This is a genomic window from Mesorhizobium sp. 131-2-1 (assembly GCF_016756535.1).
In the GTDB taxonomy this organism is placed as follows: domain Bacteria; phylum Pseudomonadota; class Alphaproteobacteria; order Rhizobiales; family Rhizobiaceae; genus Mesorhizobium.
This window is the reverse complement of record NZ_AP023247.1, coordinates 3,966,343-3,991,412: the sequence shown is the minus strand read 5'-3', so window position 1 is coordinate 3,991,412 and position 25,070 is coordinate 3,966,343. Positions and strand designations below refer to the sequence as shown.

The window sequence follows — 25,070 nt, the reverse complement described above, 5'->3', positions numbered from 1 at the left end:
CCCGGCTTTTCTTTTGCCCATCTGTGGACGCACGGGCGCTGGCAGGATCAGCCCGTTGGTGCGTCCGCGCGCATCAGCCCTTCCTGCTTCAGATCGGCCCAGAGAGCGGCGGGCAGTTTGGCGTCGAGCAGCGCACGGTTGCTTTCGACCTCGGCCGGCCGCTGGCCGCCAGGGATCACCGACACCACCGAAGGGTGTTGCAGCGGAAACTGCAGCGCCGCCTCGATCAGCCGTACGCCATGGCGCGTGCAGACCGCCTCGATGCGCGCGACGCGATCGAGCACATCCTTCGGCGCCTCGGAATAGTTGTAGAAGGCGCCGGGCTTGGGTCCCGTCGCCAGGATGCCGGAATTGTAGGGGCCTCCGAGCACGATGCCGATGCCGCGCTTCTGGCAAAGCGGCAGGAAGGATCGCAAAGCCTCCTGCTCCAGCAGCGTGTAGCGCCCGGCCAGCAGGAAGAGGTCGAAGTCGCCGCGCTCGGCCAGCGTCTCACAGACCTGCCATTCATTGATGCCGCCGCCGAACGCCTTGATCACGCCCTGGTCGCGCAGCGAAAGCAGTCCGTAATAGCCCGAGGACATGAACTCCTCGATACGCCGGTCGGAAGCCTCCTTGCTGCCGTGGGTGAAGATATCGACGTCGTGGACGAACAGGATGTCGATGCGGTCGACGCCGAGGCGTTCCAGCGAAGCCTCGAAGGAGCGCATGACGCCGTCATAGCTGTAATCGTAGACCTCCTGGCGCGACGGCGTGTCGAAGAACTTGCCGATGCCGGTGCGCTGGTCGGGCGGACAGGCGCGCATCAGGCGCCCGACCTTGCTCGACAGTACATAGTCGTCGCGCTTCTTCGAGCGCAGGAACGGGTTGAGCCGGGTTTCCGACAGACCGAGACCATAGAGCGGCGCGGTGTCGAAGTAGCGGCAGCCGGTGTTCCAGGCCGCCTCCAGCGTGGCATGGGCGTCCTCGTCGGAGACGGCGCGGTAGAGGTTGCCGAGCGGCGCCGTGCCGAAGCCGAGCTCGGTGAAGTCGATGCCGCCATTGCCGATGCGGTCGAAATGCCGTGTCTTCATGTTCTGGAATTTTCCCGGGGTTGATTTGTCTGACATGAGACTATCACGCCCGTGGCCCAGCAAAAGCAGTGAGGGCCGTTGGACACGCATTTTCGCGGTGATAGCATGAACAAAAACAAGCCGTTCGGGGAATACGTGAAGCAAGGATCGTCACTGCCTTTCGAGACGCGGACAAGGATGAAACGCTCATGACCGGCGCCGGCACGGATCTGTTCGCGATCGCGCTGAACGAGCTCGGCGGCGTGCTGGCAAGGGTAGACGAGGCGCGCATCGACGCGGCCTGCGAGATGCTCGCCGGCGCTGGAAAAATCGCCGTCTATGGCTGCGGCCGCGAGGCGCTGCAGGTCAAGGGTTTCGCCATGCGGCTTTATCATCTCGGTCTGCAGGTGTCGGTGGTAGGCGACATGACGACGCCGCCGCTGGGCGAGGGCGATGTCTTCCTGGTCAGCTCCGGACCGGGCGAGACCACCACGGTGCTGACCCTGATGCAGGTTGCCCGGGATGCGGGCGCAAAGGTGCTGCTGCTCACCGCCGAAGGCGCAAGCAGCGCGGTCAGGCTCGCCGACTTCACCTTGTTGATCCCGGCCCAGACCATGGCGAGCGACCAGGGCGCGGCGAAAACCTCAGTGCTGCCGATGGGCTCGGTGTTCGAGGGCGCGCTGTTCCTGCTCTTCGAAGTGATGGTGCTGAAGCTCAAGGCATCGACCGGCGGCTCGCCCGAGGCCATGCGCGCCCGCCACACGAATATGGAGTAGGGGCATGCGCTACGAATTGATGCTCCCGCATCAGATCCGCAAGGCGATCAAGGAGAACTGGCCGGTCGTCCTCCCGCTTGGCGTGCTCGAATACCATGGCGAGCACATGGCAGTCGGCATGGACACGCTGGCCGTCGTCAAGACGCTGGAATTGTTCGAGCAGGAGGCCGACATCGTCATGCTGCCCGCCTTCTACTACGGCGCGGCGAGCTATGTGGTAGCGCCGCCGGAGGGCAGCGGCTCGGTGCATGTCGGCGGCAACCAACTGGCGCCGTTCGCCGAGGAGCTGTTCTACGGCCTGCTGCGCATCGGCTTTCGCAACATCCACGCCATCATTCATCACCAGACCGAGAATTTCATCGCCGGCATGCCGACCGATCTCGCCTTCAAGACGGCCGGCAGGCAAGCGATCTTCCGCTTCCTGGAAAAGGAGCGCGGCGAGGGCTGGTGGGGCTCCGAGGCGATGGCCGACTACTATGCAGGCCACGCCAAGGGCGAGAACTTTTTCAATTGGGTCCAGGTGCATCCGCTGATGCCCGCCGCCATCAACGGCCAGTATCCGTTCGACCATGCCGGCATAGGCGAGACCTCGCTGATGCTGGCGCTCTGCCCCGAAGCGGTCGATGCCGGCCATTTCGCCGACAATACCGGCTGGTACACGGCCAGCGCGCCCGAGGCCTCGGCCGAGCTGGGCAGAAAGGGCGTCGCCATGATCCTCGATCATCTGCGCGCCATCCTGTCGGCCTGACGCGGCCCGTCGCGCCAGGCCTCGATCACCAGCGGAGCCTCCTGGATCGTTACGGCTATTTTCACCATCCGCCGCCATCATCACCGGGGTAGAGGACTGGAATGGAAGAGATCGGCAGCGATGGACGGTTGCGGCACGACGTTCCGATGCACGTCGCCAAGCGCCTGTTCCTTGGCCTTGCCGGCCTGTTCTGCATCGTCGTTCCGACATGGGAGCTCTATCGCGGCGTCTGGCCGCCGAACGTCGCCAGCCCCTTTTTTCTGTTCATCATCCTCGGCGCCTATGCCGTCGGCATCCCGCTTGTGCTCGCCGCGCTCTTCAGCCCGGCAGTGCGCTGGATCGTCAGCCCCGCTCGCATCTCCATCGTGACGCGCAATCCGTTCTTCATGCGCCGGTATCGTCTCGGCCCGGATGACGTCGCCGATCTCACCCCGCGCACCATCGAATGGGACAGCGGCGGACCGACTTTCTCGGTCATCCTGACGACGTTGAAGGGCGAGCGTTTTGAGACGCGCGATTTCGGCAAGGTCGCAACTGCCGAGATGTTTCGCGACCGGATAAGGTCCGTCTTCCTGGGGAAGGCGGCGGGCTGAAGCGCTACTTCACCGCGCCTGCCGTCATGCCCATGATCAGGTAGCGTTCCAGGAGGATGCCGATGACGGCAAGCGGCGTGATGGCGGCGGTGGCAAGGGCCGCCATCGACCACCAGTTGATGCCTTGCGATCCGGTCTGGCTCGCCACCATGACGGGAATGGTCTTGGCGTCGGTCGAGGTCAAAAGCGCTGCGAAGAAATACTCGTTCCAGCACAGCACCATGGCCAGGATGAAGGCGGCGACCATGCCAGGCAGCGCGATCGGCATGACGATGCGGAAGAAGGCGCCCCAGATCGACAGGCCGTCGACGAGCGCTGCTTCCTCGAGCTCGACCGGGATCGAATTGAACTGGTCGCGCATGATCCAGATGACGATCGGCAGCACCATCAGCGTGTAGAGCAGGATCAGCCCGATGCGCGTGTCGAGCAGGCCGACCTCGCGGTAGAGCACTAGGAAGGGCAGCGCCAGCACGACCGGCGGCAGGATCAGCTGCGACAGGAAGAAGAAGGAGATGTCCTCGTTCTTGAACCAGGCGAAGTGGTAGCGGTAGCGGGTCAGTCCGTAGGCGGCGAGGCTGCCGATGATGATGGCGAGGCTCGACGCGCCGACCGAGGCGATGATCGAGTTCATGAAGCGCTTGAAGAACTCGTCGCGCACGGTGGACGTCTGGAAGATCGAGTCGGGCGACAGGCCGAGCGAGCGCCAGCCCTTCCAGTCCGGCTGGAAGTCGACGAACGGGATCAGATGGCCCTGGGTGACGTCGACCGCCGATTTGAACGACGTCGTTATCGTCCAGTAGATCGGGAACAGGCAGATGAAGGACCAGAACACCAGCGCGCCATAAATGAAGACGCGGCTGGTGAGGAAGCTCGCCGGCGAGCCGATTTCGGAGACGGAATAGTCGGTGGTCTGGACGCTCATGTTCCCGGCCGCTCAGTTGACATTGCGCACGAAGCGGCTGGCGAATTTCAGCAGCCAGGTCACGAACACGATGATGATGATGAGATAGGCCATGGCCAGCATCGTGCCGTAGCCGACATTCGAGCGGTCGCGATATTCGCGGTAGATGAAGCTCGATACCGAATCCGTGGCGCCGCCCGGGCCGCCCGAAGTCACCGTGATGATGATGTCGGCCAGCTTCAGCTTGAAGATGATGCGCAGGATCACCGCCGTCACCGACACCGGCAGCATCAGCGGGAAGGTGACCTGCCAGAAGGTCTGCCAGGCGGTGGCGCCATCGACGCGCGCCGCCTCCAGAACCTCGCGCGACATCGCCTGCAGGCCGGCGAGCAGCATGATCATCATGAACGGGATGAAGGTCCAGGCATCCAGCACCATGATCGAGATGCGGGCGGTGATCGGGTTGGAGAAGAAGGCGGGATTGTCCCAGCCGAGCGTGCGCGCCAGCGTCGCCGCCGGGCCGAAGCGATATTCCATCAGCGACTTGCCGATCATCCATGACACCGCGACTGGCGACAGCATCAGCGGCATCAGGAAGACGACGCGGAAGAATTTGCGGGCGCGGATCTGCGCGTTGAGCAGCAGCGCCAGCCCAAAGGCGATGACATATTCGACCAACACCGCGAGCACATAGAGCACCATGTTGAACAGCGCGTTGCGGTAGTACGGGTCGGCCAGCATCTGCCAGAAATTGTCGAGCCCGTTGAATTTGCGGCCCGAGAAGGAACTGAGGTTCCAGTCCGTCAGGGCGATGTAGAAGCCGAACAGCGTCGGGAAGACCACCATGGCGATGGTGAAGAGCAGCGCCGGCAACAGGAACAGCGCGCGCTGGCCGTCCTCGCCGCGCGTCAGCACCTGGCCAGCGCCCAGCGCCACGCCCCACAGCACATAGGCATAGATGATCGGCCGCCAGGTATCGAAGCCGAGCGTGGTGACTTCAGTCTTGTAGAGGATCTGCAGCGCGATGACGGCGAGCAGGCCAAGCGTCGCCGTGGCCATCAGGGCGAAACCGAGCCGCTTGCGGCCGGGTGCGATCAGATCGGCTGGTACGCCGTTTGCCGGCCATGCATTGGTTGGCAAAGTCTGGTCAGCCACGCGTCCCGTCCGTCGATACAAAAGCTTGCGACCAGTCCTGCCGGTCAAAACAGGGTCCGGCGGCTGTGCGTCGCCGGACCCCGGTTCATTATACGATCAGGCTACACGCCGAGCGAGGCTTTGTAGAGCTTGATCTGGTTTTCGCGGCCGATCTGGTCGGTGAGCTTCTCCCAGGCGGCGGCGATGGCGTCGGCGCCTTCCTGCGCCTTCATCTTGCCGGCGAAGGTGTTGGCCAGGATGTCCTCGGCTGCGCTGTAGTACTGGAAGATGCCGGGGATGCGCGGCTCGATCGCCGCGTTCGGATGGTTGTAGCTGTCGGCTTCCGACTTGAGATACGAGGTGATGAACGCCTCGTCGTAGCCGGCGGCCACCCATTCCGGAATGTTGAAATGGCTGTTCCGGTAGGGCTGGAAGCCCGACGGATAGGCTGCGCACCAGAGCGACAGGTCCTTGCCGCCGAGATGGGCCGCCGCCGACCAGGCCGCCTTCTGCTTCTTCGCGTCGCTGTCGACGCGGGCCATGACATAGACGCCCCAGCCGAGATAGGCGCAGTTCGGCGAATAGTTCGGGCCGCTGGCGAGCTTGTCCCACTGGCCGGTCTTCGAATTGTAGACGTCGTCCGAGCCCGGCAGGATCGAGAAGCCGGTGACGTCGCCGATGACCGACGAGTCATTGGTCTTGACGTTGGAGCCGATGTCGCCCCACCAGGGGATCATCGAGCCGGTGCCGGCCAGGAACTGCTGGAAGCCGGTCGTGTTCGGATCGGCGTTGATCTGGTCTGGCGGCTCGGAGGGCAGGGCGTCGATGACGTCCTGGATCGCCCGCACCCATGCCGGGTTGTTGATGCGCGGCTTCATCGTGTCGGCATCGAACAGCCAGGCCTTGTCGTCGGGATGCTTGGCATAGGCGCTGGCGCGACTGCCGAGGAAGTAGAAGCCGAAACCGCCCCAGGGCTTGGGCGCGTCGAGATAGCCATAGACGTCCTGGCCCTTGAACTGCTTGCCCTTGAGGAACTTGGTGACGGCCTGCACTTCCTGCCAGGTCTTCGGCACGCCCCATTCGGTCGTCGCCCCGCTCTCCTTCCACGCCTTGGCGAGATCGGCATCGGCGAACACGTCGGTGCGGTAGTTGAAGTTGTGCGCGTCGCCGTCGATGGTGACGCGATACTGCTTGCCGTTCCAGGTGCCGACCGGCGGCTTCAGATAGTTGACCAGGTCGTCGAAATCGATCTGCTTCTTAACCCAGTCCGGCATTTCGGAGGTGAGGCCCTTGCCGCAGACATCGCCTTCGAAGGGCGCACCCATCTCGATGATGTCGAAGTCGACGGTGCCGGTGGCGATCGACTGCTGCAGGCGGGCGTTGTAATCGGCCTGCGCAAGGTCGATCCAGCTGATCTTGGCGCCCGTATAGGCCTCCCACGGCTTCAGGAAGCCGCGGAACAGCACATTGTGCAGGTTCTGGTTGTTGAGGCCCATGAAGGTGAGCTCGACGCCGGCGAACTCGCCTTCCTTGACATTGGCCTTGGTCGCTTCGAGGCAGAGCTCGCCGACCTTCTGGAAATCGGCATCGGTCGGCTGGCCCTTGCCGACGCCGGGGATCTGCAGGATTTTCGAGCGCAGATCGTCGGCTGCGGCGGCCGGCCGGGTCAGCGCGCCGAGGCCGGCGCCTGAAGCCGCGGCGATCGCGGCCATGCTGGCCGCGCCCTTGAGAAGATCACGCCGGGTGGCTCCCGCGCGGACCAGTTGTTCGTAAAGACCGACTTTCATCTACATTCCTCCCAGAACAAAGCCGTGAATTGGAATTGCCAATCTCTCGGACGCCGAAACGTCTGCAGTTCTCCTATATCATACGGGGACGTGGGACCCCACCCTGCGTCGCCTGGAGTTCCGAATTTCCGGGTAAAGGACCGGCTGTCGGATTGGCACTCGCCACTATTCGCGTAATCGATTACCTTGTCAACAAGATTGGCTTTTTATCTATAAGATACTGACTTGCCCTTGCCGTTGGCAATGGCTAGCTTCACCGAAAACGATAGGGGAGATAATGGCTCAAGTCGCGATCACCAATGTGGCCAAGGCGTTTGGACCCGTCAAGGTCCTGCACGATGTCAGCGTCGATATCGCCGACGGCCAGTTCGTCGTGCTGGTCGGGCCTTCGGGCTGCGGCAAGTCCACGCTGTTGAGGATGGTGGCCGGGCTGGAAACCGTGTCGGGCGGCACGATCGCGATCGGCGAGCGCGTCGTCAACAACCTGCCGCCCGCCAAGCGCGACATCGCCATGGTGTTCCAGAATTACGCGCTCTATCCGCACAAGACGGTGGAGCAGAACATGGCGTTCGCGCTGAAGCTGCGCAAGACGGATCCGGCGGTGGTCGCCGAGCGGGTCAAGCGCGCCGCCGACATCCTTGACCTCGCGCCCTATCTCAAGCGCTATCCGCGCCAGCTTTCCGGCGGTCAGCGCCAGCGCGTCGCCATGGGCCGCGCCATCGTGCGCAATCCGCAGGTGTTCCTGTTCGACGAGCCACTCTCCAACCTCGACGCCAAGCTGCGCGTGCAGATGCGCACCGAGATCAAGGAACTGCACCAGCGGCTGAAGACCACCACCATCTATGTCACGCACGACCAGATCGAGGCCATGACCATGGCCGACAAGATCGTGGTGATGCGCGATGGCCGCATCGAGCAGGTCGGCGCGCCGCTGGAGCTGTTCGACCGGCCGGCAAATCTCTTCGTCGCCGGCTTCATCGGCTCGCCCGCCATGAACCTTCTGAAGGGCGTCGTGCGCAAGGGCGACAAGCCCGTTGTCGACATATCCGGCACCGCGTTTCCGCTTCCTGCCGGTAGCGCAGCCAAGGATGGCCAAAACGTCGTCTATGGCGTGCGGCCCGAACATCTCGAAATCCATCCCGACGGCGTCGCCGCCAGGATTTCCGTGGTCGAACCGACCGGTTCCGAAACCCTGGTCTTCGTGCGCTTCGGCGAAGGCGAGATGGTGGCGCTGTTTCGCGAGCGCCATGACTTCAAGCCGGGCGACACGCTGCATCTCAGGCCGCGGCTCGAGCAACTTCACCTCTTCGACGCAGAGACCGGCAACCGGCTCTGATTTCCCAACAGATTTTTCGCGAGGACCACCATGCTCAAAGGGATCAATCCGCTGCTCAATGCCGACGTGCTCCAGGCGCTGCGGGCGATGGGCCACGGCGACGACCTGATCATTTGCGACACCAATTTCCCGGCCGATTCGGTCGCCCGCCAGACGGAGCTCGGCTTCCTGCTGCGCATCGACGCGCCGGCGGCCGAGGTGGTGAAGGCGGTGCTGTCGCTCTATCCGCTGGACGGTTTCGTCGACGACGCGGCCGCCCGCATGGAGATCGTCGGCAAGCCCGACGAGATCCCGCCCGTGCAGCAGGAGGTGCAAAAGGAGATCGACAAGGCCGAGGGCAAGGCCTGGCCGATGATCTCGATCGAGCGCTACGCCTTCTACGAGCGCGCCAAGAAGGCCTATTGCGTCATCCAGACCGGCGAGCGCCGCTTCTATGGCTGCTTCGCCTTCCGCAAGGGCGTCATTCCGCCGGATGCGGAGTAGGGCAATGGCCGGGAAGCCTGTCGTCATCCTCGGTGTCTTCGTCGCCGACACCGCCTACCGCGCCGATCGCCAGCCGCGCATGGGCGAGACGATCCTCGGCAACTCGTTCAAGCTGGGGCCGGGCGGCAAGGGTTCGAACCAGGCGGTCGCGGCCGGCAAACTGGGCGCCGACACCACCTTCCTGACAAGGCTCGGCGTCGACGCCTTTGCCGACATGGCCAAGCAGACCTGGCAGGCGGCCGGCGTGAAGGCGGCGGTGATCGACACGCCGGAGAGCTACACCGGCGCCGCCTATATCTTCATCGAGGAAACGAGCGGCAACAACGCCATTATCGTCAGCCCTGGCGCGGCGATGCTCATCTCGCCCGCCGACATCGAGGCGCATGCCGGCCTGATCCGCTCGGCCGGCGTCTTCATCACCCAGCTCGAACAGCCGATCGAGGCAGCGCTCAAGGCGCTGGAGATCGCACGCGGAGCAGGGGTGACGACCATCCTCAACCCGGCCCCGGCGGCCAGGCTGCCCGACCGCATCTACACGCTTTGCGATTATCTCACGCCCAACGAGACCGAGGCCGAGGAACTGACCGGCATCAAGGTGTCGTCCATCGACGATGCCCGCCACGCCGCCGACAGTCTTCTGGCCAAGGGTGTCGGTTCAATCATCATCACGCTGGGTGAGAAGGGCGCGCTGCTGCACACGAAGAGCCGCTCCGACCATGTCGGCGCCGTCAATGCCGGTCCAGTGGTGGAAACGACGGGCGCCGGCGATGCCTTCAACGGCGGCCTCGCCGCGGCCCTGGCGAAGGGCGTCGAGCCGCTGGAGGCGGTGAGATTCGCCTGCGCCGTCGCCGGCATTTCAGTGACCCGTCCTGGCACGGCTCCGTCCATGCCGACGCTGCAGGAAGTCGAGGCGCTGCTGGCGAGGCGATAAGGCAGGCACCGCCCCGCATGACCTCGACGCCAGGAGTTTCGAGGCCAGGACTCGTCCAGCCATCCCTTTTGCCCGCTTCCGACCGCAGGTGGCACATTAGCCACAGTTAATATTATTCGGCACCCCTATCTTGCGCCTTTGGCATAGGTGTCCCGTAATGGGTCGCTATGTCTGGCACTGCAATTGCATTGCCAGCCATGCCGGGGCAACCATAGTCCCGGTAGCCGGGGGGCAATCTAGGGGGCCCCGCCGCTTCTCAAATGGGAAGCGGCGGGCTCTTTATCGGCTGAGTTGAATGCCGCCTAAACCGCCAACACGTTGGGTGCTGCAGCCATGTATTTTCCTCAGTTTCTAGTGGGCATGCTCGCGACGTCGTTCGTCACGGCAATCTGGGCTGGAATCGAAACCGGCTCATTCTGGACAGCGCTCGGTTGGGCCATCCTTGTGATGGTCATTCTTCAGCTCGGATATGTCGGTCTTGTCGTACGCCTGGTCTACAAACGGCCATCGGAAGGCACTGACCTGGCCCGGATATCGACAAACTACACCCCACCGGCCTGAGGCGCCGCCGATCAAGCTTGCACCGTAGCCGGCGCAAGGCGCCCGGACGGGATCATCGTGAACCCCGAAACCCGGAGGCGCCTGAAAGCCGAAACTATTTTCGGAAAGGCAGGGCCTAAGCCCTTGAAAAGAAATGGCGCGAGTGACGGGGCTCGAACCCGCGACCTCCGGCGTGACAGGCCGGCACTCTAACCGACTGAGCTACACCCGCGCACTGACGAGCACGTGTCAGCCGTGTTCGTCGTTGGGCCGGTGGATAAGGGGTTCGCCACCGGGTGTCAAGCGCGGCAAAGCACCTTATCAGCAAACAGGAGAAGGTTTTTTGACAGACGCCGTCCTGTCGTGGAAAACCGCCGCCTGGTGAGGGCGCCACCTGTTCATTTGGCCTTGCGAAGCCTGCCCTAACTGCTTAAAGGTCCGGCCCGGAGCGGGCGATTAGCTCAGTTGGTAGAGCGCTTCGTTTACACCGAAGATGTCGGCGGTTCGAGCCCGTCATCGCCCACCATCCCAGCCAGACTCAAGCAGTTGCCCAGGACGCGGAGCTGGCCGTTCGGCCACGTGGCGAACGATCACGGCGGCAGCAGGCGAAAATCCTTGCCTTCGGGTAAGAGCTGTCCGCCGTCGACGACGATGGTCGTGCCGGTGATGTAGGCGGCGTCATCCGAGGCCAGAAACAGGAAGGCGTTGGCGACGTCGCGCGGGCTGCCCAGCCGTCCGAGCGGTATGGAGTCCTGCATGTTCTGGATATAGGCGGCGCCCCGATGCAACTCGATCGCTTCGGTAAGGATGTTGCCCGGCTCGACACCGTTGACGGTGATGCCGTAGCCGGCAAATTCGAGCGCCGCCGCACGGATCAGCCCATTGATTCCGGCCTTGGTAGCCGAATAGTGGCCGTGGCCGGGGCTGGTAACATGCGGCCCGGTGATCGATGAGGTGAACAGCATGCGGCCTTGACGCTGCGCCTTCATAGGCACAAGCGCGGCGCGGGTTGCATTGAAGGAGCCGCGCAGGTTGACCGCCATCACCCTGTCCCAGTCTTCCGGGCTGGTGTTCTCGATCAGCTGCCAGGGATAGATGCCGGCATTCTGCACGATGATGTCCAGGCGGCCATGTTGCTTGAGCGCCAGCGCCACGGCGGCCTCGGCTTCGGCCATTTGCGAGATATCGGTGCCGATGAAGGCGGCGCCGAGTTCGCTCGCTGTGGCTTGCCCGGCATCGAGTTCCGTGTCCGCCAGCACGAGTTTCGCGCCCTCTTCGGCGAAGCGCTGCGCGATGCCCTTGCCGATGCCGCGCGCGCTGCCAATGATCAGTGCGACCTTGCCTTCGATACGCCCGGTCATGCCAGCCTCTGCCGGATGGTCTGCTTGAAGGCGTCGAGCAGCACGGCCGCCAGCACCAGCAGGCCGTGGATCACCTGGGTGAAGTTGGCCGGCAGGCCCATCAGGTTGATCGCCGTGTTGATCGCCGAGAGCAGCAGCACGCCGGCATAGACGCCGGGCAGGGTGCCGACGCCGCCCTTCAGGCTGACGCCGCCGATGACGACGGCGGCGAAGGCGTTGAACAAAAGCCCGACGCCGAGATTGGCGGTTGCGCCAGAGGTGCGGATGGCCAGCAGCCAGCCGGCAAGGCCGGCGATGGCGCCGGCGAGCACGAAGGCGATGATCAGGTTGCGGTTGACGCGAATGCCGGCGCGGAAGGTTGCCGTCTCGTTGCCGCCGATCATCACCAGATGCCGGCCGAACGGCGTCTTGGCCATGATCAGCGAGAAGACGACGAAGCAGGCAATGGCGATCCAGGCAGTGAGCGGCAGGCCGATCAGGCGCTGGATGCCGAACCAGCGGATCGCAGGCGCCAGGTCCTGCGCCGAGCGGCCGCCGGAAATGACCAGCACCAGGCCGCGCACCCAGATATAGGAGGCCAGCGTGATGATGAAGGCGCTCATCTTCAGCCTGACGATCAGGAAGCCGTTGAACGCGCCTATGATGCCGCCGACGAGGAGGGCGAGCAGCAGCGAAACCGGGACCATCAGCCATTCCGGATGCAGTTGAACGCCAAGGCCGATGCCCGACGAGCAGAACAGGATGCCGACCGCCATGGCGCTGAGCGCGGCGACGGACTCGACCGACAGGTCCATGTGGCCGGCGATGATGACCAGCGCCAGGCCGATCGACATCACGCCGAGCACGCTCGAGGCTTCGATGATGTTGGCGAAGATGCCGAGCTGGAAATAGTTCGGGATGAGCAGGGAAAAGATCACCAGCACGAAGACCAGCATGAACCAGACGAGATTGTCGAGAACGAGCTCGAGGGCGTGGCGGGTACGGGGGTTCATGAGCGGATCCGGTTGGCGCGCGGGTGAAGATGTTGCAGCGTCCCGCGCGCTTTGATGCGCTGACGCGGCGCTCTTGAGGGGCGCTCCGGGCCCGGTGCGGCCCGGAGCGATCCTCGCGGTTTTACTCGACCGGCTTCACGGTTTCCGTCGGCGGCTTCTGGTTGCCCCAGAAGGCCGGATTGTCGACGTTCTCCTTGGTGATGGCGGCGCCGGGGATCTTGATGTTCGGTCCCCAGGCTTCCTTGGTCACGGTCGACTTCAGGCCAAGCACGTCATATTCGCCGGGCTTGATCTCTTCCTTCTTGACGACCTTGTCCATGAACATGGCGACAGCGGCGGCCTGGGCGTAGAGCGGCTGCTCCACTTCGACGTTGAGCCAGCCCTTGCGGATCAGGTCGAGACCGACCGGTGCGCCGTTCGAGCTCATCATCATGACGTCGCCTGGCTTCTTGCCGGCGGCCTCGAGCGAGGCGACGCCGGCGACCGAGAGATGCGCGGCATGACTGAAGATCAGGTCGATGTCGGGGTTCGCAAGTATCTGGTCGTTGACGATGGTCCCAGCTGCATCCGCCGCCCATTGCATGGCCGGAAGCGAGATGATCTTGACGTCCGGAAACGCCTTCATCTTCTCTTCAAAACCCTTTTGGATGTCGAGCGTGTAGGGATCGCCGGGGTCGCCCAGCACCTGCAGGATCTTGCCCTTCACCGCGCCGTTCTTCGCTTTCAGCAGCTTCTCGGCCTGGTCGGCGGCGACGTAGCCGATCTCGACCGTGCCTGCCACCGAGGTGAAGTCGGACGGGGTGGAGGTGATCTGGCGGTCGAACTCGACCACCGGAATGCCGGCGGCGCGGGCGGCCTCGATCGACGGTTTCAGCGCGTTGAAATCGACCGCCGCAAGCACGATCGCCGCCGGCTTCAGCGCGATGACGTCGTTCATCTGCGATTGCTGGGCGTCGGTCTTGTTATCGGCGTTCAGCGTTTTGAAGTCGTAGCCAACCTGCTTCAGGAACAGTTCCAGCGCGGTCACCGAACCGGTCTGGAATTCATCGAGCAGTGTCGGCACCAGATAATAGACGGTTCCCTTGGACTGTGCGAATGCCGGCGTGAGCGTGGCAATGGCCAGTGCCAGGAAACCGAAGACGGAAAGAAGTATTCTCTTCATGTCGTTCGCTCCTCTTGCGCCGGACCCCTCATTTGTCCCTTAGCTCGCCGGTCCGGCACCGGCCAGCGTCTCTCCGGTGATCATGTTGATCACCGCGTCGGGACTTGTCTTGTTGCGTGCGACATCGCCAGCCACGACGCCTTGCCGGATCACCACGATCCGGTCGGCGACCTGGAAGGCCTGCTGCATGATATGGGTGATGATGACGACGCCGATGCCCTGGTTCGCCACCTGGCGGATCATGTCGAGGCCGCGCCGCGTCTGCTCGACGCCAAGTGCCGCGAACGGCTCGTCGAGCAGCACCAGCTTGCCGCCCCAGTGCACGAAGCGGTTGAGCTCGATCGCCTGCCGCTGGCCGCCCGACAGATGCTCGACATTGGTGCGCAGCGACGGGATGCGGGTGCCGGCATTGGCGAGCGCCTTGGCGACCACGGCCTCCATGGCGCGCTCGTCGAGCACCGGGACGCCGAGCACCTTGCGGGTGATCTCGCGGCCCATGAAGAAATTCGCCACCACGTCGACATTGGTGCAGAGCGAAAGGTCCTGGTAGACGGTCTCGATGCCCGCCGCCTTGGCCTCCGCGGGCGATCTGGCGAGGAATTCCTTGCCCTCGAACAGCATGCGGCCGGAACTCGGCTCCAGCCCGCCGGCGATGATCTTGACCAGCGTCGACTTGCCGGCACCGTTGTCGCCGAGCAGCGCCACCACCTCGCCGCGCCCGATCGAAAAGCTGATGCCTTTCAATGCCTGGATCGCGCCGTAGTTCTTGGCGACGTTGTCGAGGACCAGCAGGGGTTCGCTCATGCCGCGATGTCTCCACCTTTCAGGGGGTCGCCGCCGCGCTGTCGCTTGGCGGTGAAGATCTGGCCGAAGCGGGGCGACAGCACGCCGGAAACGGCAAGCGCGGCCGCACCACGCAGCACCGCGTGCTGGCCGCCGCGCGCCACGACGATGCGCGGCGTGGCGCGGTCCTTGCGAGCCGAGACGGAATTGGGCAGCTCCGCCGATCCCGCCAGGCGTTCGAGCAGAGCGGGTGGCGCCAGCCCGCCGAGGACCACCGTCTCGGGGTCGAACAGGTTCTCGATGATGGTGATTGCGTTGCGGAACACCGGTCCGATCTCGGCCACCCAGTCGTCGTCGCTGCCGCGCCAGCGTCCGCGCGCATCGAGCGAGAGATAGCGTTCCAGGCAGCCCCGGTTGCCGCACGGGCAAGGCTCGCCGCCGAACACGACGGGGATATGGCCGATCTCGCCGGCATTGCCCCAGGCGCCGCGCAGCACGCTTCCGTCATGCACCATGGCGCCGCCGAGGCCGACGCCGAAATAGAGATAGTAATATTCGGAAAATCCCGTGCCGAGGCCGTAGAGCCGCTCGCCCATGGCCGCGGCCGCCATGTCGGTCTCGAAGAAGGCCGGCAATCCCGTCGCCGCCGTCAGCCGCTCGCGCAGCGCCACGTCCTTCCAGCCGGTCATCGTGGTCGGGCCGATGAAGCTCATCGATTCGACGCCGAACGGGCCGGGCAGCGCCATGCCGACGCCAAGCACGCGTCCGCCGGCGCGCCGTCCCGCCAGGTCGCGGACCATGTCGCCGATCTGATCGAACCCATGGTCGGGCGTCACATTGGGCGCCTCGCTGTGCATGCTCTCGATGACGTCGCCGCTGAGGTTGATCAGCGCGGCGTCGATGCCGAGCGGGGTGAGGTGGATGCCGACGGCGTAGCCGCCTTCGGGATTGATCCTGAGCGTCGCCGGCGGCAACCCGCGGCCTTTCGGCTCTTCGCGCAGCGACAGGATGTAGCCCTGTTCCTCCAGTTCGCGCACGATGGTCGAGACGGTCTGCACGGTAAGGCCGACGCCCCTGGCGATATCGCCGCGGGCGATCGGGCCGTTGAGGCGGATGGACTCCAGCACGATGCGCCGGTTGTAGGGCCGCCCGAACTCCTGATTTGTCCCCCGCAATGCCATGCCTTGCGCTCCCGAAGTGATAGAGCTTCGCACCGAAGATTTATTCAGTCAAATGGAATTCAAAAATATTTTCGCAGGGCCGGCGGCGACTGCCGATGCTGGTGGCGCGGAGCGGCGCCGCCAGCATTGGTAGGACAAAATCGAAAGCAGTTTCAGTATTTTATGACGCGACGCTCAATCGCCACCACCAGGACGAACAAGGCGATAGAAAGCGATGAGGACAGCACGATCGCCGCGTAGAGCCGGTCCGACTGGTAGTTGAAGCTCGCCTGGATGATCAGCGCGCCGAGGCCCTTGTCCGAGCCGATCCATTCACCGACGATGGCGCCGATGACGGCGGTTGCCGAGGCGATCCTGAGCGAGGAGAACAGCATCGGCAGCGCGCGTGGCAGGCGCAGGCTCCAGAAAATCTCGGAACGCGTCGCCGACAACACCCGGAACAGCTCGTGCTCGCTGCTGCTTGCCGAATCCAGCCCTCGGATCATGTTGACCAGCGTCGGGAAGAAGCAGATCACCGCGGCGATGACGATCTTCGGTGTCATGCCGAGCCCGAAGATCAGGATGATGATCGGCGACAGAGCTAGGATCGGGATGGTGTTGAAGAACAGCACGATCGGGAAATAGGCGGCCTGCAGCACGCGGCTGTGCACGAACAGCACGGCGAGCAGCACGGCCGCGAGATTGCCGATGACGAAGCCGGCCAGCGCCTCGATCAGCGTCGGCCAGAGGTTGCCGAGCAGCAGCGCGAGGCTTTTCTGGAAGACGCCGAAAATGGCCGTCGGCGTCGGCACGATATAGGCCGGCACGCCGAGCCAGGGCAGCAGGAACTGCCAGGCAACCAGGATCGAGGCCACGCCGAAGACGGGCAGACCGATCGCCAGCGCCGGCGGCAAGGGTGCCTGTCTCATGCGGCCTGCTCCAGCGCTGCGCGCAATTCGGCCATGGCCGCGACGATTGCCTGATCCTCGCGCGAACAGCGGTTGCCCTCATGCTTGACGGGCCGCATGTCGAGATCCTTGGCGAGGCGTCCCGGATTGGCCGCAAGCACGATCACCCGTTCGCCGAGATAGGCCGCTTCGGCGATCGAATGGGTGACGAAGAGGATGGTGGTGCCTGTGCGCCGCCAAAGCGCCAGCAATTCGTCGTTGAGGCGGTCGCGCGTGATCTCGTCCAGCGCGCCGAATGGCTCGTCCATTAAGAGCAGTTTCGGTTGCCCGAGCAGAGCCCGCGCTATCGCCACACGTTGTCGCTGGCCGCCCGACAATTGGTGCGGCAGGCGCTCGCCCAAGCCGGCAAGTCCCATCAACTCCAGCAATTCCTCGCTTCGGTCTTCTATCTTGCGCGTCAGGCTGCCTTGCCCGACGCCAAGCGGCAAACGCACATTGTCGCGCACCGTGCGCCAGGGCAGCAAAGTGGAGTCCTGGAAGACGAAGCCGACATCGCGGCGCGAGCGCACCGCGTGCGGGGTGTCGCCGAGCACGCTGATCGTACCGCCGAGCGGATCGAGCAGGTCGGCGACCACGCGAAGCAAGGTCGACTTGCCGCATCCCGATGGCCCGAGGATCGACAGGAAGGAGCCGGCCGCGACCGTGAGGTCTAGGCCGGCGAGCACTTTCACCGCGGTCTGCCGGACACCATAGCCGACATCCAGTCTGCGGGCTTCGATCGCGTTCGCCATCAGGCGGCAGGTGCGTCGAGCTTGGGCCGGTCGGCGGCCGACAATTCGAGGATCTTGGTGGTGTAGACATCCGCTGCCGCCGGCCGTCCGTTCGGGTACTGGCCGACCTTGTCGAGCAGCGCCAGCTGTTCCTCGATGGAAGCAGGATCGAAAGTGCCCCAGCCGTCCTTGGCGGTCGCGCCGTCGAAGGAGAGCTTGAGCACGAGGTTGATCGTCTTCTCCTCCCAGCCGAGATCCATTTCCGGATAGGCGGCAACCATCTTCTTCACCGCTTCCTGCGGGTTGGCGTGCACCCAGCCCCAGCCCTTGGCGACCGCGCCGATGAACTTCGCCAGCGTTTCGGCATTCTCCTCGATCGCCTTGTCGGTGGCGAAATAGACGTCGGCGTAGGAGCTCAGTCCGAGATCGCGCACCAGGAGGTCGATGCGGTCGTCGCCGACGACGCTCAGCGCCTGCGTGTTGGTGATCCAGCCGCCGATGGCGTCGACATCGCCGCGCACCAGCGGCGCCTTGTCGAAGCCGACATTGACGATGGTGACTTCGGACGGATCGATACCGTTCTTGGCCAGGATCTCGTCGATGACGAAACGCGCCGTCGGCTGGATGCCGATCTTCTTGCCCTTGAGGTCGGCGACGCCTCGGATCGGCTTCGCAGGCTTCGAGGTGAAGGCATAGGGGCCGGTGCGGAAGCCGCAAGCGATGATCTTGACCGGCACGCCGCTGGCGCGCGCCGCATAGAGCTGCGGCGTTTCGGAAAACTGGCCGAGCTGCGCGGCGCCCGAGACCACCGGCGGCACGGTCGCTGCATTCGGCCCGCCGGGGCTGAACTCGACTTCCAGGCCGGCGTCCTTGAAGTAGCCGTTGGCGACGGCGACGATATCGCCGATCTGCCCGTTGGACATCAGCCAGTCATACTGGATGACGACCTTGCCGGCCGCCCTGGCGCCGGGCGTCAGCACCAGTTGCATGCCGGCTGACGCTGCGGCGACGGCCGCGATGCCGGACTTCACGAAGCTGCGGCGGTTCATGTCGAAATGCTTGTTCCCACTCATTTGTCGCTCCTGTTGCAAGCGGTTGTCGTTTCTTCATTGCGCGCCGCTCCCGACGGCGCGGCGTCGTCTACGGCTGTTCGTCGTGGTAGTCGCCGGGGCCACCGTCGAGCCAGGCGTATAATTCCCAAAGCGTGTCGTCGGGGTCGGTGAAGTAGGCGCAGCGCGCGTTCCAGACATAGTCTTCGGGCGGGCCGTAGAAGGGCACGCCCCTGGCGCTGAGCTCGCCATGCAGCCGGTCGATCGCGCCGGGCGTGTCGAGCCGCACCGCCACGCAGACCTTGTGCGCCTGCCGCGGCGATCTCAGCTTCGACACGCCGGTGTGCCGGTTGATGTGGTCGATCTCCCAGGCGGCAAGCGTGACGCCCTCGCCATGGAAGTCGGCGAAGCCTTCGGCGCGGCGGCGCAGCCGGAAGCCCAGCTTGTCGACATAGAATGCCACCGTGCGCTCGATGTCCTCGACGAGCAGGCAAACATCCGAAATCGCGTATTCTCCGCCGATCGGCATGCTTATTTCCCCTTGCCGGTTGCCTTGGAGGCCTGTTTGCGCCCTGCGGCGGGCAGTTTGACGCCGACGCGCTCGGCCGCGCCGATGATATGGGCGCGCATTGCCGCCTCCGCGGCGACGGGATCGCCGGAGACCAGCGCCTCGTAGATGCGCACATGCTCGCCGACATTGACGTCGACCAGATCGTGCAGCGGGTTGGTGAGGCGGGCGTAGTGGATCGAGCGGCGGATCTGCTCGCAGACGAAAGAGATGAAGGTGTGGATGTAGCTGTTGCCGGTGGCGCGCGCGATTTCGCGATGGAACAGCAGGTCGGCGTCGATGCTGCCTTCCTCCCAGCGTTCCTCGCCGCTCATGCGGTCGAGCGCCGCCTTGATGGCATCGAGATGCTCCTGATCGCGCCGCTCGGCAGCGAGTGCCGCCGACTGCGCCTCGAGGATGCAGCGCAGCTCGAACAGCCGCTCCATGTTCTCGCTGTCCTTCAGCGCCTCGCCGTCGATGCGGATCGAGGCCCGCTGCTCCGGCGCCAGCACGAAGGCGCCGACGCCTTGCCGCGCCTCGATCATGCCGTCGGCGCGAAGTTGCGCGATCGCTTCGCGCACGACGTTGCGGCTGACGCCGAACTTTTCCGACAGCTCCTGCTCGGTCGGCAGCCGCGTGCCGGGGTTGAGCTCGCCCGATTCGATCTCGCGGCTGAGGAAGGCGGCGACCCGGTGCGGCAGCGTTTCCACCGTGCCGATGGCGGCCAGTCTTTGCTTCATGGAACGGTCTCCGTTGACGGCAGCAGGCAGCCGGGGTTCATCAGTCCTTGGGGGTCGAGTGCTTCTTTCAGCGCCGTGACCAGGCGGCGATGGGCGGGCGCCAGCCCGGCCCAGAAGACGCGATGGCGGGTGCGGCCGATGCCATGCTCGGCGCTGATCGAGCCGCCGAGCGAATCGGCGATGCGGTAGAGTCCGGCAGTGATCGCGGCGCCCTGGGCGCGCGCTTCGCTCTCGGACAGGCCTGCCGGCGGCAGGACGTTGAAATGGATGTTGCCGTCGCCGGCGTGGCCATAGGCCAGCGGCAGCCAGTCCGGATGCTCCAGCACCACCAAGCGGCGCGCCCGGTCGACAAGGGCAGGGATGTCCGAGATCCGCACCGCAAGGTCGGTGCGCACATGGTAGCCGCGTTTTGCCTGGCCCTCGACCAGGCCTTCGCGGATCGCCCAGAACGTCCGGGCCTGGGTGCTACTTTCGGCAAGCACGGCTTGGGTGACCAGGCCGCTCTCCATGGCGGCGGTGAGGAATTCGACCAGCAGGGCGCGCAGGTCGATGGCCGCGCTTGCCGACAGTTCGATCAGCACATGCACTGGAGCCTCGACCGGCGACACGAGATCGGCGTCGACCAGCCGCGCCAGGTCGATGCACTCCGAGCCGATGATCTCGAAGGCCGAGATCAGGTCGGCGGCGGCCCGGCGCGCCTGCCGGAACAGCGCGACGGCCGCTTCGAAGGAGGAAAGGCCGAGATAGGCGGTCTCGACCCGGGCCGGTCTCGGAAACAGTTTCATCTCGACGCCGGTGATGATGCCGAGCGTGCCCTCTGAGCCGATGAAAAGCTGCTTCAGATCGTAGCCGCGGTTGTCCTTGCGCAGCCCGGAAAAGCCGCGCCACAATTCACCGTCCGGCAGCACCACTTCGAGGCCGAGGATGAGGTCGCGCGCCATGCCATAGCGAACCACGTTGACGCCGCCGGCATTGCTCGCCGCATTGCCGCCGATCTGGCAACTGCCTTGGGCACCGAGCGCCAGCGGAAACAGGCAGTCATGCTCGTCGGCGGCATCCTTGATGGTTTGCAGGATGCAGCCGGCGTCTGCATGCAGGATGAAATTGTCCGCGTCGACGAGGCGGATGCTGCTCAGCCGCTCCAGGCTGACCACCACCGCGCCGCGCCCCTCGATGTCGATCGCACCCGCCACCAGCCCGGTATTGCCGCCTTGCGGGATGACGCCAAGTCCAAGTGCGCCGCAGAGCCGCACGACGGCCTGGACCTCCGCGACCGACGCCGGCTTCAGCACGGCAAGCGCGCCGCCATGGTGGTCGCCGGACCAGTCGCCAAGATATTTCGCCATGTCGACTGGATCGACGGCGATGCCGCTCTGCCCGACAGCGCCTTCCATGGCGCTGAGGATTTCCGGCGAAAGGCGGTGAACGGTCATGTGCGGTCGATGTCTGGATATCGGGTGATACATATCATCCTACAACTAGACTCGAGTCAACGACCTTCCATGCGGCGGACAAGTCATCGGGCATATCGGCCCTGGGCCCTGCGCATGCGCCGGCTTGGCCGATTGCCGCCAGCTCGAAACCATTTCAAGGGTAGGCGGCGGCTCGCTCGCACCATTGATCCAGCAAGGTATGGGAAAAGATGATCGAACTGCCATTTGCGCGCGACGAGTACCTTGAGCGGCTTCGCAAGATCCGCGCCGAGATGGCAAAGCGTGGCATCGAGCTCCTGATCGTGAACGATGTCGCCAACCAGCATTACATCACCGGCTATGATGGCTGGTCGTTCTACACGCCTCAAATGGTGCTCGTTCCAATCGAGGAGGTCGAGCCGGTCTGGATCGGCCGCGCCATGGATGCGGCGGGCGGCCTGCTCACGGCCTGGATGAAGGCCGAGAACGTGGTTGGCTTCCCGGAGGATCATGTCCAACGCGCCGATCGGCATCCCATGGACTGGATAGCAGGCTGGATCGTCGCGAAAGGCTGGGGCAATCGTCACATCGGCATCGAGCTCGAGGCCTATTATTTCTCGCCGAAAGCGCATGCCCGGCTCGTCGCCGGACTGCCCAACGCGAAATGGCATGACGCCGATCTTCTGGTGAACTGGATCCGCGCCGTCAAATCGGCGCCCGAGATCGACTATTTGCGCAAGGCATCAAGCCTGGCTGAGGCAGCTGTCGCGCGGGCTTTCGACGTCATTGCACCCGGCGTTCGCGAATGCGACGCGATCGCCTCCATCCAGGCGGCGCAGATCGCCGGCAGCCCGGACTTCGCCGGTGACATCACCGCCCTTCCGCCGACAATCCTCGGCGGCGAAAATGCTTCCGCTCCGCATATCATGTGGAGCGACAGGCGGTTCGGGGACAGCGAGACGATCGCGCTCGAACTCGCCGGTGTCTGCCGTCGCTATGCCGCAGGCCTCGCAAGGACCCTGCAGCTAGGCAAGACGCCGACAAATGTTTCGGACACGGCAAAGGCGGTGATCGAGGGCATGGACGCGGTGCTTGAAGCGGCCAGGCCGGGAACGACCGCCGAAGCGGTCGAAGCCGCCTGGCGCAAGGTCATTCACCGCTACGGGCTGAAGAAGGAATCGCGCATCGGCTATTCCATCGGTGTCGCCTATCCGCCGGATTGGGGTGAGCACACGATCAGCCTGAGGCCCGGCGACAAGACGGTGCTTGCACCCGGCAACGTCGTTCATTCCATTCTTGGCATGTGGATGGACGGTTGGGGCATCGAGATCAGCGAGACGATCCTGATAACCGACACCGGTAATGAGACCCTGACCAAGTTCCCGCGAGACATCCATGTCAAACTCTGAGGATACCGCGGTTCCCGCAGCAGCCGGCATCGACGCCAAAATTCTCGACCGGATGATCGAGGTCCGTCGCCATCTGCATCGCAATCCGGAGCTTTCGAACCGCGAGGCGAACACGCAGCGATATTTGCGTCAAATGCTGGCTGCTCAGGGGATCGAGGATATCCGAGACGTCGCGGGCTTCGGTCTGGCCGTCGATATCGTCGGCACCGGCATGCCTTCAAATCGCAAGCTGGCCATCCGCGCCGACATCGATGCCTTGCCGATCGAGGAGGAGTCCGGTGTCGACTATGCGTCGGCAAATCCAGGCGTCATGCATGCCTGTGGCCACGATGCCCATGCTGCGATGGGCTTTGCCGTCGCCGCGCACCTTCATCGCACGCGGGACAGTTTTGGTGGAACCGTCCGCCTTATCTTCCAGCCGGCCGAGGAAGACGAACCGTCAGGCGGAAGACGGGTGGTGGAAGAGGGGCTTCTCGACGATATCGACGCCGCGGTCTGCGTTCACGTCGATCCGTACACACAATCCGGCAAGGTCGCCGTCAACGCCGGTCCTTACACCCTAGCCTGCGATACGTTCGATGTCCGCGTCACCGGCTCCACCGCGCATGCGGCAAAGCCCTATGAGGGTGTCGATGCGATTGCCGTGGCGTGCTCGATGGTCTCGGAACTGCAGAAGATCGTGTCGCGCGAGATCGACCCTTACGACCCCCTGGTCATATCCGTAACCACCATCAACGGCGGCAGCGCCTACAATGTGATTGCCGGCAAGGTGACGATGAAAGGCACCATCCGCAGCGGCAGCGACGCCACCCGCGAGCGAGCCTGGCGTCGGGTTCGCGCGATACTGGAGGGAATAGCGGCAAGCCACGGCGCAAGCGTGGAAGTCGACATCCACAAGGGTGAGCCCGGCGTCGTCAACGATGTCGAGATGACTGGGCTGATTGCCGCTGCCGCCAAGGCCTGTATCGGGGCCGAAAATGTCCTCGATGCGCCCGGATGGACCGTTGCCGACGACTTTGGCTACTACAGCGAGAAACGCCCCTCGGTATATTTCCGGCTCGGCATCCGCAACGTGGACGTCGGATCGGTATTTCCGCTCCACCATTCAAGGTTTCGCGTCGACGAGGCTGCCCTCAAGATCGGCGCGCTCACACTGGTTTCAGCGGCAACGATGTTTCTGTCGACGCAACGAGGATCGGCGAGCGACTAAAGGTACTGCGCGACCTTCTTGCCGACGGTCAGGAAGCGCAGCGGGTCGACCGCTTCGCCATTGTGGCGCACTTCGTAGTGGAGATGCGGGCCGGTCGAGCGGCCGCTACTGCCGGTCTTGCCGATAGCATCGCCAGCCGCGAGCTTCTGGCCGACCGTCACGTCGATTTCGCTGAGATGCCCGTAGCGCGTGGCGAAGCCGTTGCCATGGTCGACCTCGACCATGCGGCCATAACCGCCGTTCCAGCCGGCCTTGGTGACCACGCCGGGCGCCGTGACCTTGGCGGGCATGCCCATCGGCGCCCTGAAATCCATGCCCGAATGCAGCGCCGCAGTGCCGAGGATCGGATCGGTGCGCACGCCGAACGGGCTGGTGACGGAGTGACCGGGGGCGGGGTTTGCAAGCGGCAGCCGCCGCGCTTCCTTCTTCAAATGGTCGAGCGCATCCAGCGCCTCGTCGAGTTCCTTGACCTTGCTGTCGAAGATCGTCGACCCGTTGAGCGGGATCAGCGGACCGCCGACATCGCTATCCTTGCCGAAATCGCCGTCGACCGACAGGCCCGCCGCAGCCAGCGCCTGGGTAATGGCGTCGGCATTCTTGTAGGCGTTGTCGGCAAGCGTGGTGACCCGGCTGAGCTGCTCGCTCTCGATGGCCTTGAGCGACTGATTGATCGACACGAACAGCCTGTCGGCACGATCGGCGGCCGAATCGCTGGGCAGCGGATCGGAGCGCGTCGACCACAGCGAGAATGGTCTCGTGTCGCCGGCGCCCAAGCTGGCGACGGAATAGGTTGGCTGCGCGCCGATCAGCGCGGCGCGATCATCCGGCTTGGGCGCCGCGGCACCGTCGGCGGCGGGCGCGCCCCCGACTTCGTTTTCGGCGCGCTCCAGGATCGGGCCAAGGCGGCCGTGGCGCTGGCTGAGCTGTGTCTGCCGTTCCAGCAGCTCGCTCACCTTGGTCTCCATCAGCTGCTGGTCAAGAAGCTGGCGGCTGGTGATGCGGTCGACCTGGGCGCGAAGCGCCGAGATGCGGTCTTCATAGGCCTGCTGCATGCGCGCCTGCCTGGCGGTCGTCGCCCCAATCAGGTCATCGCGCAGCACTAGGTAGGAGGTGGCGAGCAGGTAGCCGATGACGATCGCGGCCAGCGCCGAGCCGAGGAAGGCGGCGAGCCAGGGCCGGATGGTGAAATGCCTGATTTCGTTACCCCGGGCGATGATGACCGTATGGGGTTCCTTGCGTTTGCCGAAGACCGCAGACTGACCGGTTGGGTTCACGGGACCAAGCTTTCG

The 25,070-nt window shown here is 64.5% G+C and carries 25 protein-coding genes and 2 tRNA genes; 10 read left to right on the top strand and 17 right to left on the bottom strand.

From position 1 onward, the window contains the following. Positions 1-47 precede the first annotated feature (47 nt). The gene (locus JG743_RS19340; RefSeq protein ID WP_202302739.1) at positions 48-1,070 is read right to left on the bottom strand and encodes an aldo/keto reductase; all 1,023 of its coding nucleotides are present in this window, start codon (positions 1,068-1,070) and stop codon (positions 48-50) included. 188 nt (positions 1,071-1,258) lie between these two features. Here JG743_RS19340 and hxlB point away from each other — a divergent pair, with 188 nt between their 5' ends. From hxlB to JG743_RS19325, 3 genes are all read left to right on the top strand, one after another. After that, the gene (gene hxlB, locus JG743_RS19335; RefSeq protein WP_202292377.1) at positions 1,259-1,825 is read left to right on the top strand and encodes a 6-phospho-3-hexuloisomerase; all 567 of its coding nucleotides are present in this window, start codon (positions 1,259-1,261) and stop codon (positions 1,823-1,825) included. A gap of 4 nt (positions 1,826-1,829) precedes the next feature. Beyond that, on the top strand, positions 1,830-2,573 hold the full coding sequence (locus JG743_RS19330) for a creatininase family protein (protein WP_202292376.1): 744 nt from the start codon (positions 1,830-1,832) through the stop codon (positions 2,571-2,573). A gap of 101 nt (positions 2,574-2,674) precedes the next feature. Next, entirely contained in the window at positions 2,675-3,166 is a 492-nt protein-coding gene (locus JG743_RS19325) for a hypothetical protein (protein WP_202292375.1), read from the top strand. 4 nt (positions 3,167-3,170) lie between these two features. Here JG743_RS19325 and JG743_RS19320 read toward each other — a convergent pair whose 3' ends face one another. From JG743_RS19320 to JG743_RS19310, 3 genes are all read right to left on the bottom strand, one after another. Further along, positions 3,171-4,088 (bottom strand): carbohydrate ABC transporter permease, encoded by a 918-nt coding sequence (locus JG743_RS19320; RefSeq protein ID WP_202292374.1) that lies wholly within the window; start codon positions 4,086-4,088, stop codon positions 3,171-3,173. A 12-nt stretch (positions 4,089-4,100) separates the two neighbouring features. Continuing rightward, positions 4,101-5,222, bottom strand: a complete 1,122-nt coding sequence (locus JG743_RS19315) for a carbohydrate ABC transporter permease (protein ID WP_202292373.1) — start codon at positions 5,220-5,222, stop codon at positions 4,101-4,103. 101 nt (positions 5,223-5,323) lie between these two features. Next, positions 5,324-6,988, bottom strand: coding sequence for a sugar ABC transporter substrate-binding protein (locus JG743_RS19310; RefSeq protein ID WP_202292372.1), 1,665 nt, complete (start codon positions 6,986-6,988; stop codon positions 5,324-5,326). A gap of 277 nt (positions 6,989-7,265) precedes the next feature. Here JG743_RS19310 and JG743_RS19305 point away from each other — a divergent pair, with 277 nt between their 5' ends. The 4 genes from JG743_RS19305 to JG743_RS19290 all read left to right on the top strand — a co-directional run bounded on the left by JG743_RS19305 (position 7,266) and on the right by JG743_RS19290 (position 10,299). Beyond that, complete coding sequence (locus tag JG743_RS19305) at positions 7,266-8,324, top strand: ABC transporter ATP-binding protein (protein WP_202292371.1); 1,059 nt, start codon at positions 7,266-7,268, stop codon at positions 8,322-8,324. Between the two features lie 30 nt (positions 8,325-8,354). Continuing rightward, on the top strand, positions 8,355-8,807 hold the full coding sequence (locus JG743_RS19300) for an RbsD/FucU family protein (protein WP_202292370.1): 453 nt from the start codon (positions 8,355-8,357) through the stop codon (positions 8,805-8,807). A 4-nt stretch (positions 8,808-8,811) separates the two neighbouring features. Continuing rightward, positions 8,812-9,738 (top strand): ribokinase, encoded by a 927-nt coding sequence (rbsK, locus tag JG743_RS19295; protein ID WP_202292369.1) that lies wholly within the window; start codon positions 8,812-8,814, stop codon positions 9,736-9,738. 333 nt (positions 9,739-10,071) lie between these two features. After that, a complete protein-coding gene (locus JG743_RS19290) occupies positions 10,072-10,299 on the top strand; it encodes a hypothetical protein (RefSeq protein WP_202292368.1) in 228 nt (75 codons plus the stop codon). A gap of 134 nt (positions 10,300-10,433) precedes the next feature. On the opposite strand, the gene JG743_RS19285 is transcribed toward JG743_RS19290, so the two are convergent. Beyond that, positions 10,434-10,510: transfer RNA gene (locus JG743_RS19285), tRNA-Asp, on the bottom strand. A gap of 218 nt (positions 10,511-10,728) precedes the next feature. On the opposite strand from JG743_RS19285, the gene JG743_RS19280 reads away from it, so the two are divergent. After that, a tRNA-Val gene (locus tag JG743_RS19280) sits at positions 10,729-10,804 on the top strand. Between the two features lie 64 nt (positions 10,805-10,868). On the opposite strand, the gene JG743_RS19275 is transcribed toward JG743_RS19280, so the two are convergent. The 11 genes from JG743_RS19275 to JG743_RS19225 form a co-directional block, all read right to left on the bottom strand. After that, on the bottom strand, positions 10,869-11,639 hold the full coding sequence (locus tag JG743_RS19275; RefSeq protein ID WP_202292367.1) for an SDR family oxidoreductase: 771 nt from the start codon (positions 11,637-11,639) through the stop codon (positions 10,869-10,871). Next, the gene (locus JG743_RS19270; protein ID WP_202292366.1) at positions 11,636-12,631 is read right to left on the bottom strand and encodes an ABC transporter permease; all 996 of its coding nucleotides are present in this window, start codon (positions 12,629-12,631) and stop codon (positions 11,636-11,638) included. The genes JG743_RS19275 and JG743_RS19270 overlap by 4 nt, the downstream gene beginning before the upstream one ends. Positions 12,632-12,752: 121 nt before the next feature. After that, complete coding sequence (locus JG743_RS19265) at positions 12,753-13,793, bottom strand: sugar ABC transporter substrate-binding protein (RefSeq protein WP_202292365.1); 1,041 nt, start codon at positions 13,791-13,793, stop codon at positions 12,753-12,755. Positions 13,794-13,832: 39 nt separating this feature from the next. Beyond that, positions 13,833-14,597, bottom strand: a complete 765-nt coding sequence (locus JG743_RS19260; protein WP_202292364.1) for an ATP-binding cassette domain-containing protein — start codon at positions 14,595-14,597, stop codon at positions 13,833-13,835. Then, positions 14,594-15,757, bottom strand: coding sequence for an ROK family transcriptional regulator (locus JG743_RS19255; RefSeq protein ID WP_202292363.1), 1,164 nt, complete (start codon positions 15,755-15,757; stop codon positions 14,594-14,596). The genes JG743_RS19260 and JG743_RS19255 overlap by 4 nt, the downstream gene beginning before the upstream one ends. 152 nt (positions 15,758-15,909) lie before the next feature. Then, on the bottom strand, positions 15,910-16,665 hold the full coding sequence (locus JG743_RS19250; protein WP_202292362.1) for an ABC transporter permease: 756 nt from the start codon (positions 16,663-16,665) through the stop codon (positions 15,910-15,912). Beyond that, positions 16,662-17,435: an ABC transporter ATP-binding protein gene (locus tag JG743_RS19245; protein ID WP_202292361.1), complete on the bottom strand. Its 774-nt coding sequence runs from the start codon at positions 17,433-17,435 to the stop codon at positions 16,662-16,664. The genes JG743_RS19250 and JG743_RS19245 overlap by 4 nt, the downstream gene beginning before the upstream one ends. Continuing rightward, positions 17,435-18,463, bottom strand: coding sequence for an ABC transporter substrate-binding protein (locus JG743_RS19240; RefSeq protein WP_202302737.1), 1,029 nt, complete (start codon positions 18,461-18,463; stop codon positions 17,435-17,437). The genes JG743_RS19245 and JG743_RS19240 overlap by 1 nt, the downstream gene beginning before the upstream one ends. Positions 18,464-18,554: 91 nt before the next feature. Next, positions 18,555-18,992: a VOC family protein gene (locus JG743_RS19235; protein ID WP_202292360.1), complete on the bottom strand. Its 438-nt coding sequence runs from the start codon at positions 18,990-18,992 to the stop codon at positions 18,555-18,557. Positions 18,993-18,994: 2 nt separating this feature from the next. Next, complete coding sequence (locus JG743_RS19230; protein ID WP_202292359.1) at positions 18,995-19,750, bottom strand: FadR/GntR family transcriptional regulator; 756 nt, start codon at positions 19,748-19,750, stop codon at positions 18,995-18,997. Further along, a complete protein-coding gene (locus JG743_RS19225) occupies positions 19,747-21,183 on the bottom strand; it encodes an FAD-binding oxidoreductase (protein ID WP_244672828.1) in 1,437 nt (478 codons plus the stop codon). The genes JG743_RS19230 and JG743_RS19225 overlap by 4 nt, the downstream gene beginning before the upstream one ends. Positions 21,184-21,392: 209 nt before the next feature. Here JG743_RS19225 and JG743_RS19220 point away from each other — a divergent pair, with 209 nt between their 5' ends. Beyond that, positions 21,393-22,571 (top strand): M24 family metallopeptidase, encoded by a 1,179-nt coding sequence (locus JG743_RS19220; RefSeq protein ID WP_202292358.1) that lies wholly within the window; start codon positions 21,393-21,395, stop codon positions 22,569-22,571. Then, positions 22,558-23,781, top strand: a complete 1,224-nt coding sequence (locus JG743_RS19215; RefSeq protein ID WP_202292357.1) for a M20 metallopeptidase family protein — start codon at positions 22,558-22,560, stop codon at positions 23,779-23,781. Before JG743_RS19220 ends, JG743_RS19215 begins: the two co-directional genes overlap by 14 nt. On the opposite strand, the gene JG743_RS19210 is transcribed toward JG743_RS19215, so the two are convergent. Then, positions 23,778-25,055, bottom strand: a complete 1,278-nt coding sequence (locus JG743_RS19210; RefSeq protein ID WP_202292356.1) for a M23 family metallopeptidase — start codon at positions 25,053-25,055, stop codon at positions 23,778-23,780. The two genes, JG743_RS19215 and JG743_RS19210, sit on opposite strands and share 4 nt — an antisense overlap. Positions 25,056-25,070 lie beyond the last annotated feature (15 nt).

What these genes read in the sequence shown, in the direction of transcription:
- JG743_RS19340 (WP_202302739.1), bottom strand. Translation starts at nt 1,070, where the DNA reads ATGAAGACACGGCATTTCGACCGCATCGGCAATGGCGGCATCGACTTC.
- hxlB (WP_202292377.1), top strand. Translation starts at nt 1,259, where the DNA reads ATGACCGGCGCCGGCACGGATCTGTTCGCGATCGCGCTGAACGAGCTC.
- JG743_RS19330 (WP_202292376.1), top strand. Translation starts at nt 1,830, where the DNA reads ATGCGCTACGAATTGATGCTCCCGCATCAGATCCGCAAGGCGATCAAG.
- JG743_RS19325 (WP_202292375.1), top strand. Translation starts at nt 2,675, where the DNA reads ATGGAAGAGATCGGCAGCGATGGACGGTTGCGGCACGACGTTCCGATG.
- JG743_RS19320 (WP_202292374.1), bottom strand. Translation starts at nt 4,088, where the DNA reads ATGAGCGTCCAGACCACCGACTATTCCGTCTCCGAAATCGGCTCGCCG.
- JG743_RS19310 (WP_202292372.1), bottom strand. Translation starts at nt 6,988, where the DNA reads ATGAAAGTCGGTCTTTACGAACAACTGGTCCGCGCGGGAGCCACCCGG.
- JG743_RS19305 (WP_202292371.1), top strand. Translation starts at nt 7,266, where the DNA reads ATGGCTCAAGTCGCGATCACCAATGTGGCCAAGGCGTTTGGACCCGTC.
- JG743_RS19300 (WP_202292370.1), top strand. Translation starts at nt 8,355, where the DNA reads ATGCTCAAAGGGATCAATCCGCTGCTCAATGCCGACGTGCTCCAGGCG.
- rbsK (WP_202292369.1), top strand. Translation starts at nt 8,812, where the DNA reads ATGGCCGGGAAGCCTGTCGTCATCCTCGGTGTCTTCGTCGCCGACACC.
- JG743_RS19290 (WP_202292368.1), top strand. Translation starts at nt 10,072, where the DNA reads ATGTATTTTCCTCAGTTTCTAGTGGGCATGCTCGCGACGTCGTTCGTC.
- JG743_RS19275 (WP_202292367.1), bottom strand. Translation starts at nt 11,639, where the DNA reads ATGACCGGGCGTATCGAAGGCAAGGTCGCACTGATCATTGGCAGCGCG.
- JG743_RS19270 (WP_202292366.1), bottom strand. Translation starts at nt 12,631, where the DNA reads ATGAACCCCCGTACCCGCCACGCCCTCGAGCTCGTTCTCGACAATCTC.
- JG743_RS19265 (WP_202292365.1), bottom strand. Translation starts at nt 13,793, where the DNA reads ATGAAGAGAATACTTCTTTCCGTCTTCGGTTTCCTGGCACTGGCCATT.
- JG743_RS19260 (WP_202292364.1), bottom strand. Translation starts at nt 14,597, where the DNA reads ATGAGCGAACCCCTGCTGGTCCTCGACAACGTCGCCAAGAACTACGGC.
- JG743_RS19255 (WP_202292363.1), bottom strand. Translation starts at nt 15,757, where the DNA reads ATGGCATTGCGGGGGACAAATCAGGAGTTCGGGCGGCCCTACAACCGG.
- JG743_RS19250 (WP_202292362.1), bottom strand. Translation starts at nt 16,665, where the DNA reads ATGAGACAGGCACCCTTGCCGCCGGCGCTGGCGATCGGTCTGCCCGTC.
- JG743_RS19245 (WP_202292361.1), bottom strand. Translation starts at nt 17,435, where the DNA reads ATGGCGAACGCGATCGAAGCCCGCAGACTGGATGTCGGCTATGGTGTC.
- JG743_RS19240 (WP_202302737.1), bottom strand. Translation starts at nt 18,463, where the DNA reads ATGAACCGCCGCAGCTTCGTGAAGTCCGGCATCGCGGCCGTCGCCGCA.
- JG743_RS19235 (WP_202292360.1), bottom strand. Translation starts at nt 18,992, where the DNA reads ATGCCGATCGGCGGAGAATACGCGATTTCGGATGTTTGCCTGCTCGTC.
- JG743_RS19230 (WP_202292359.1), bottom strand. Translation starts at nt 19,750, where the DNA reads ATGAAGCAAAGACTGGCCGCCATCGGCACGGTGGAAACGCTGCCGCAC.
- JG743_RS19225 (WP_244672828.1), bottom strand. Translation starts at nt 21,183, where the DNA reads ATGACCGTTCACCGCCTTTCGCCGGAAATCCTCAGCGCCATGGAAGGC.
- JG743_RS19220 (WP_202292358.1), top strand. Translation starts at nt 21,393, where the DNA reads ATGATCGAACTGCCATTTGCGCGCGACGAGTACCTTGAGCGGCTTCGC.
- JG743_RS19215 (WP_202292357.1), top strand. Translation starts at nt 22,558, where the DNA reads ATGTCAAACTCTGAGGATACCGCGGTTCCCGCAGCAGCCGGCATCGAC.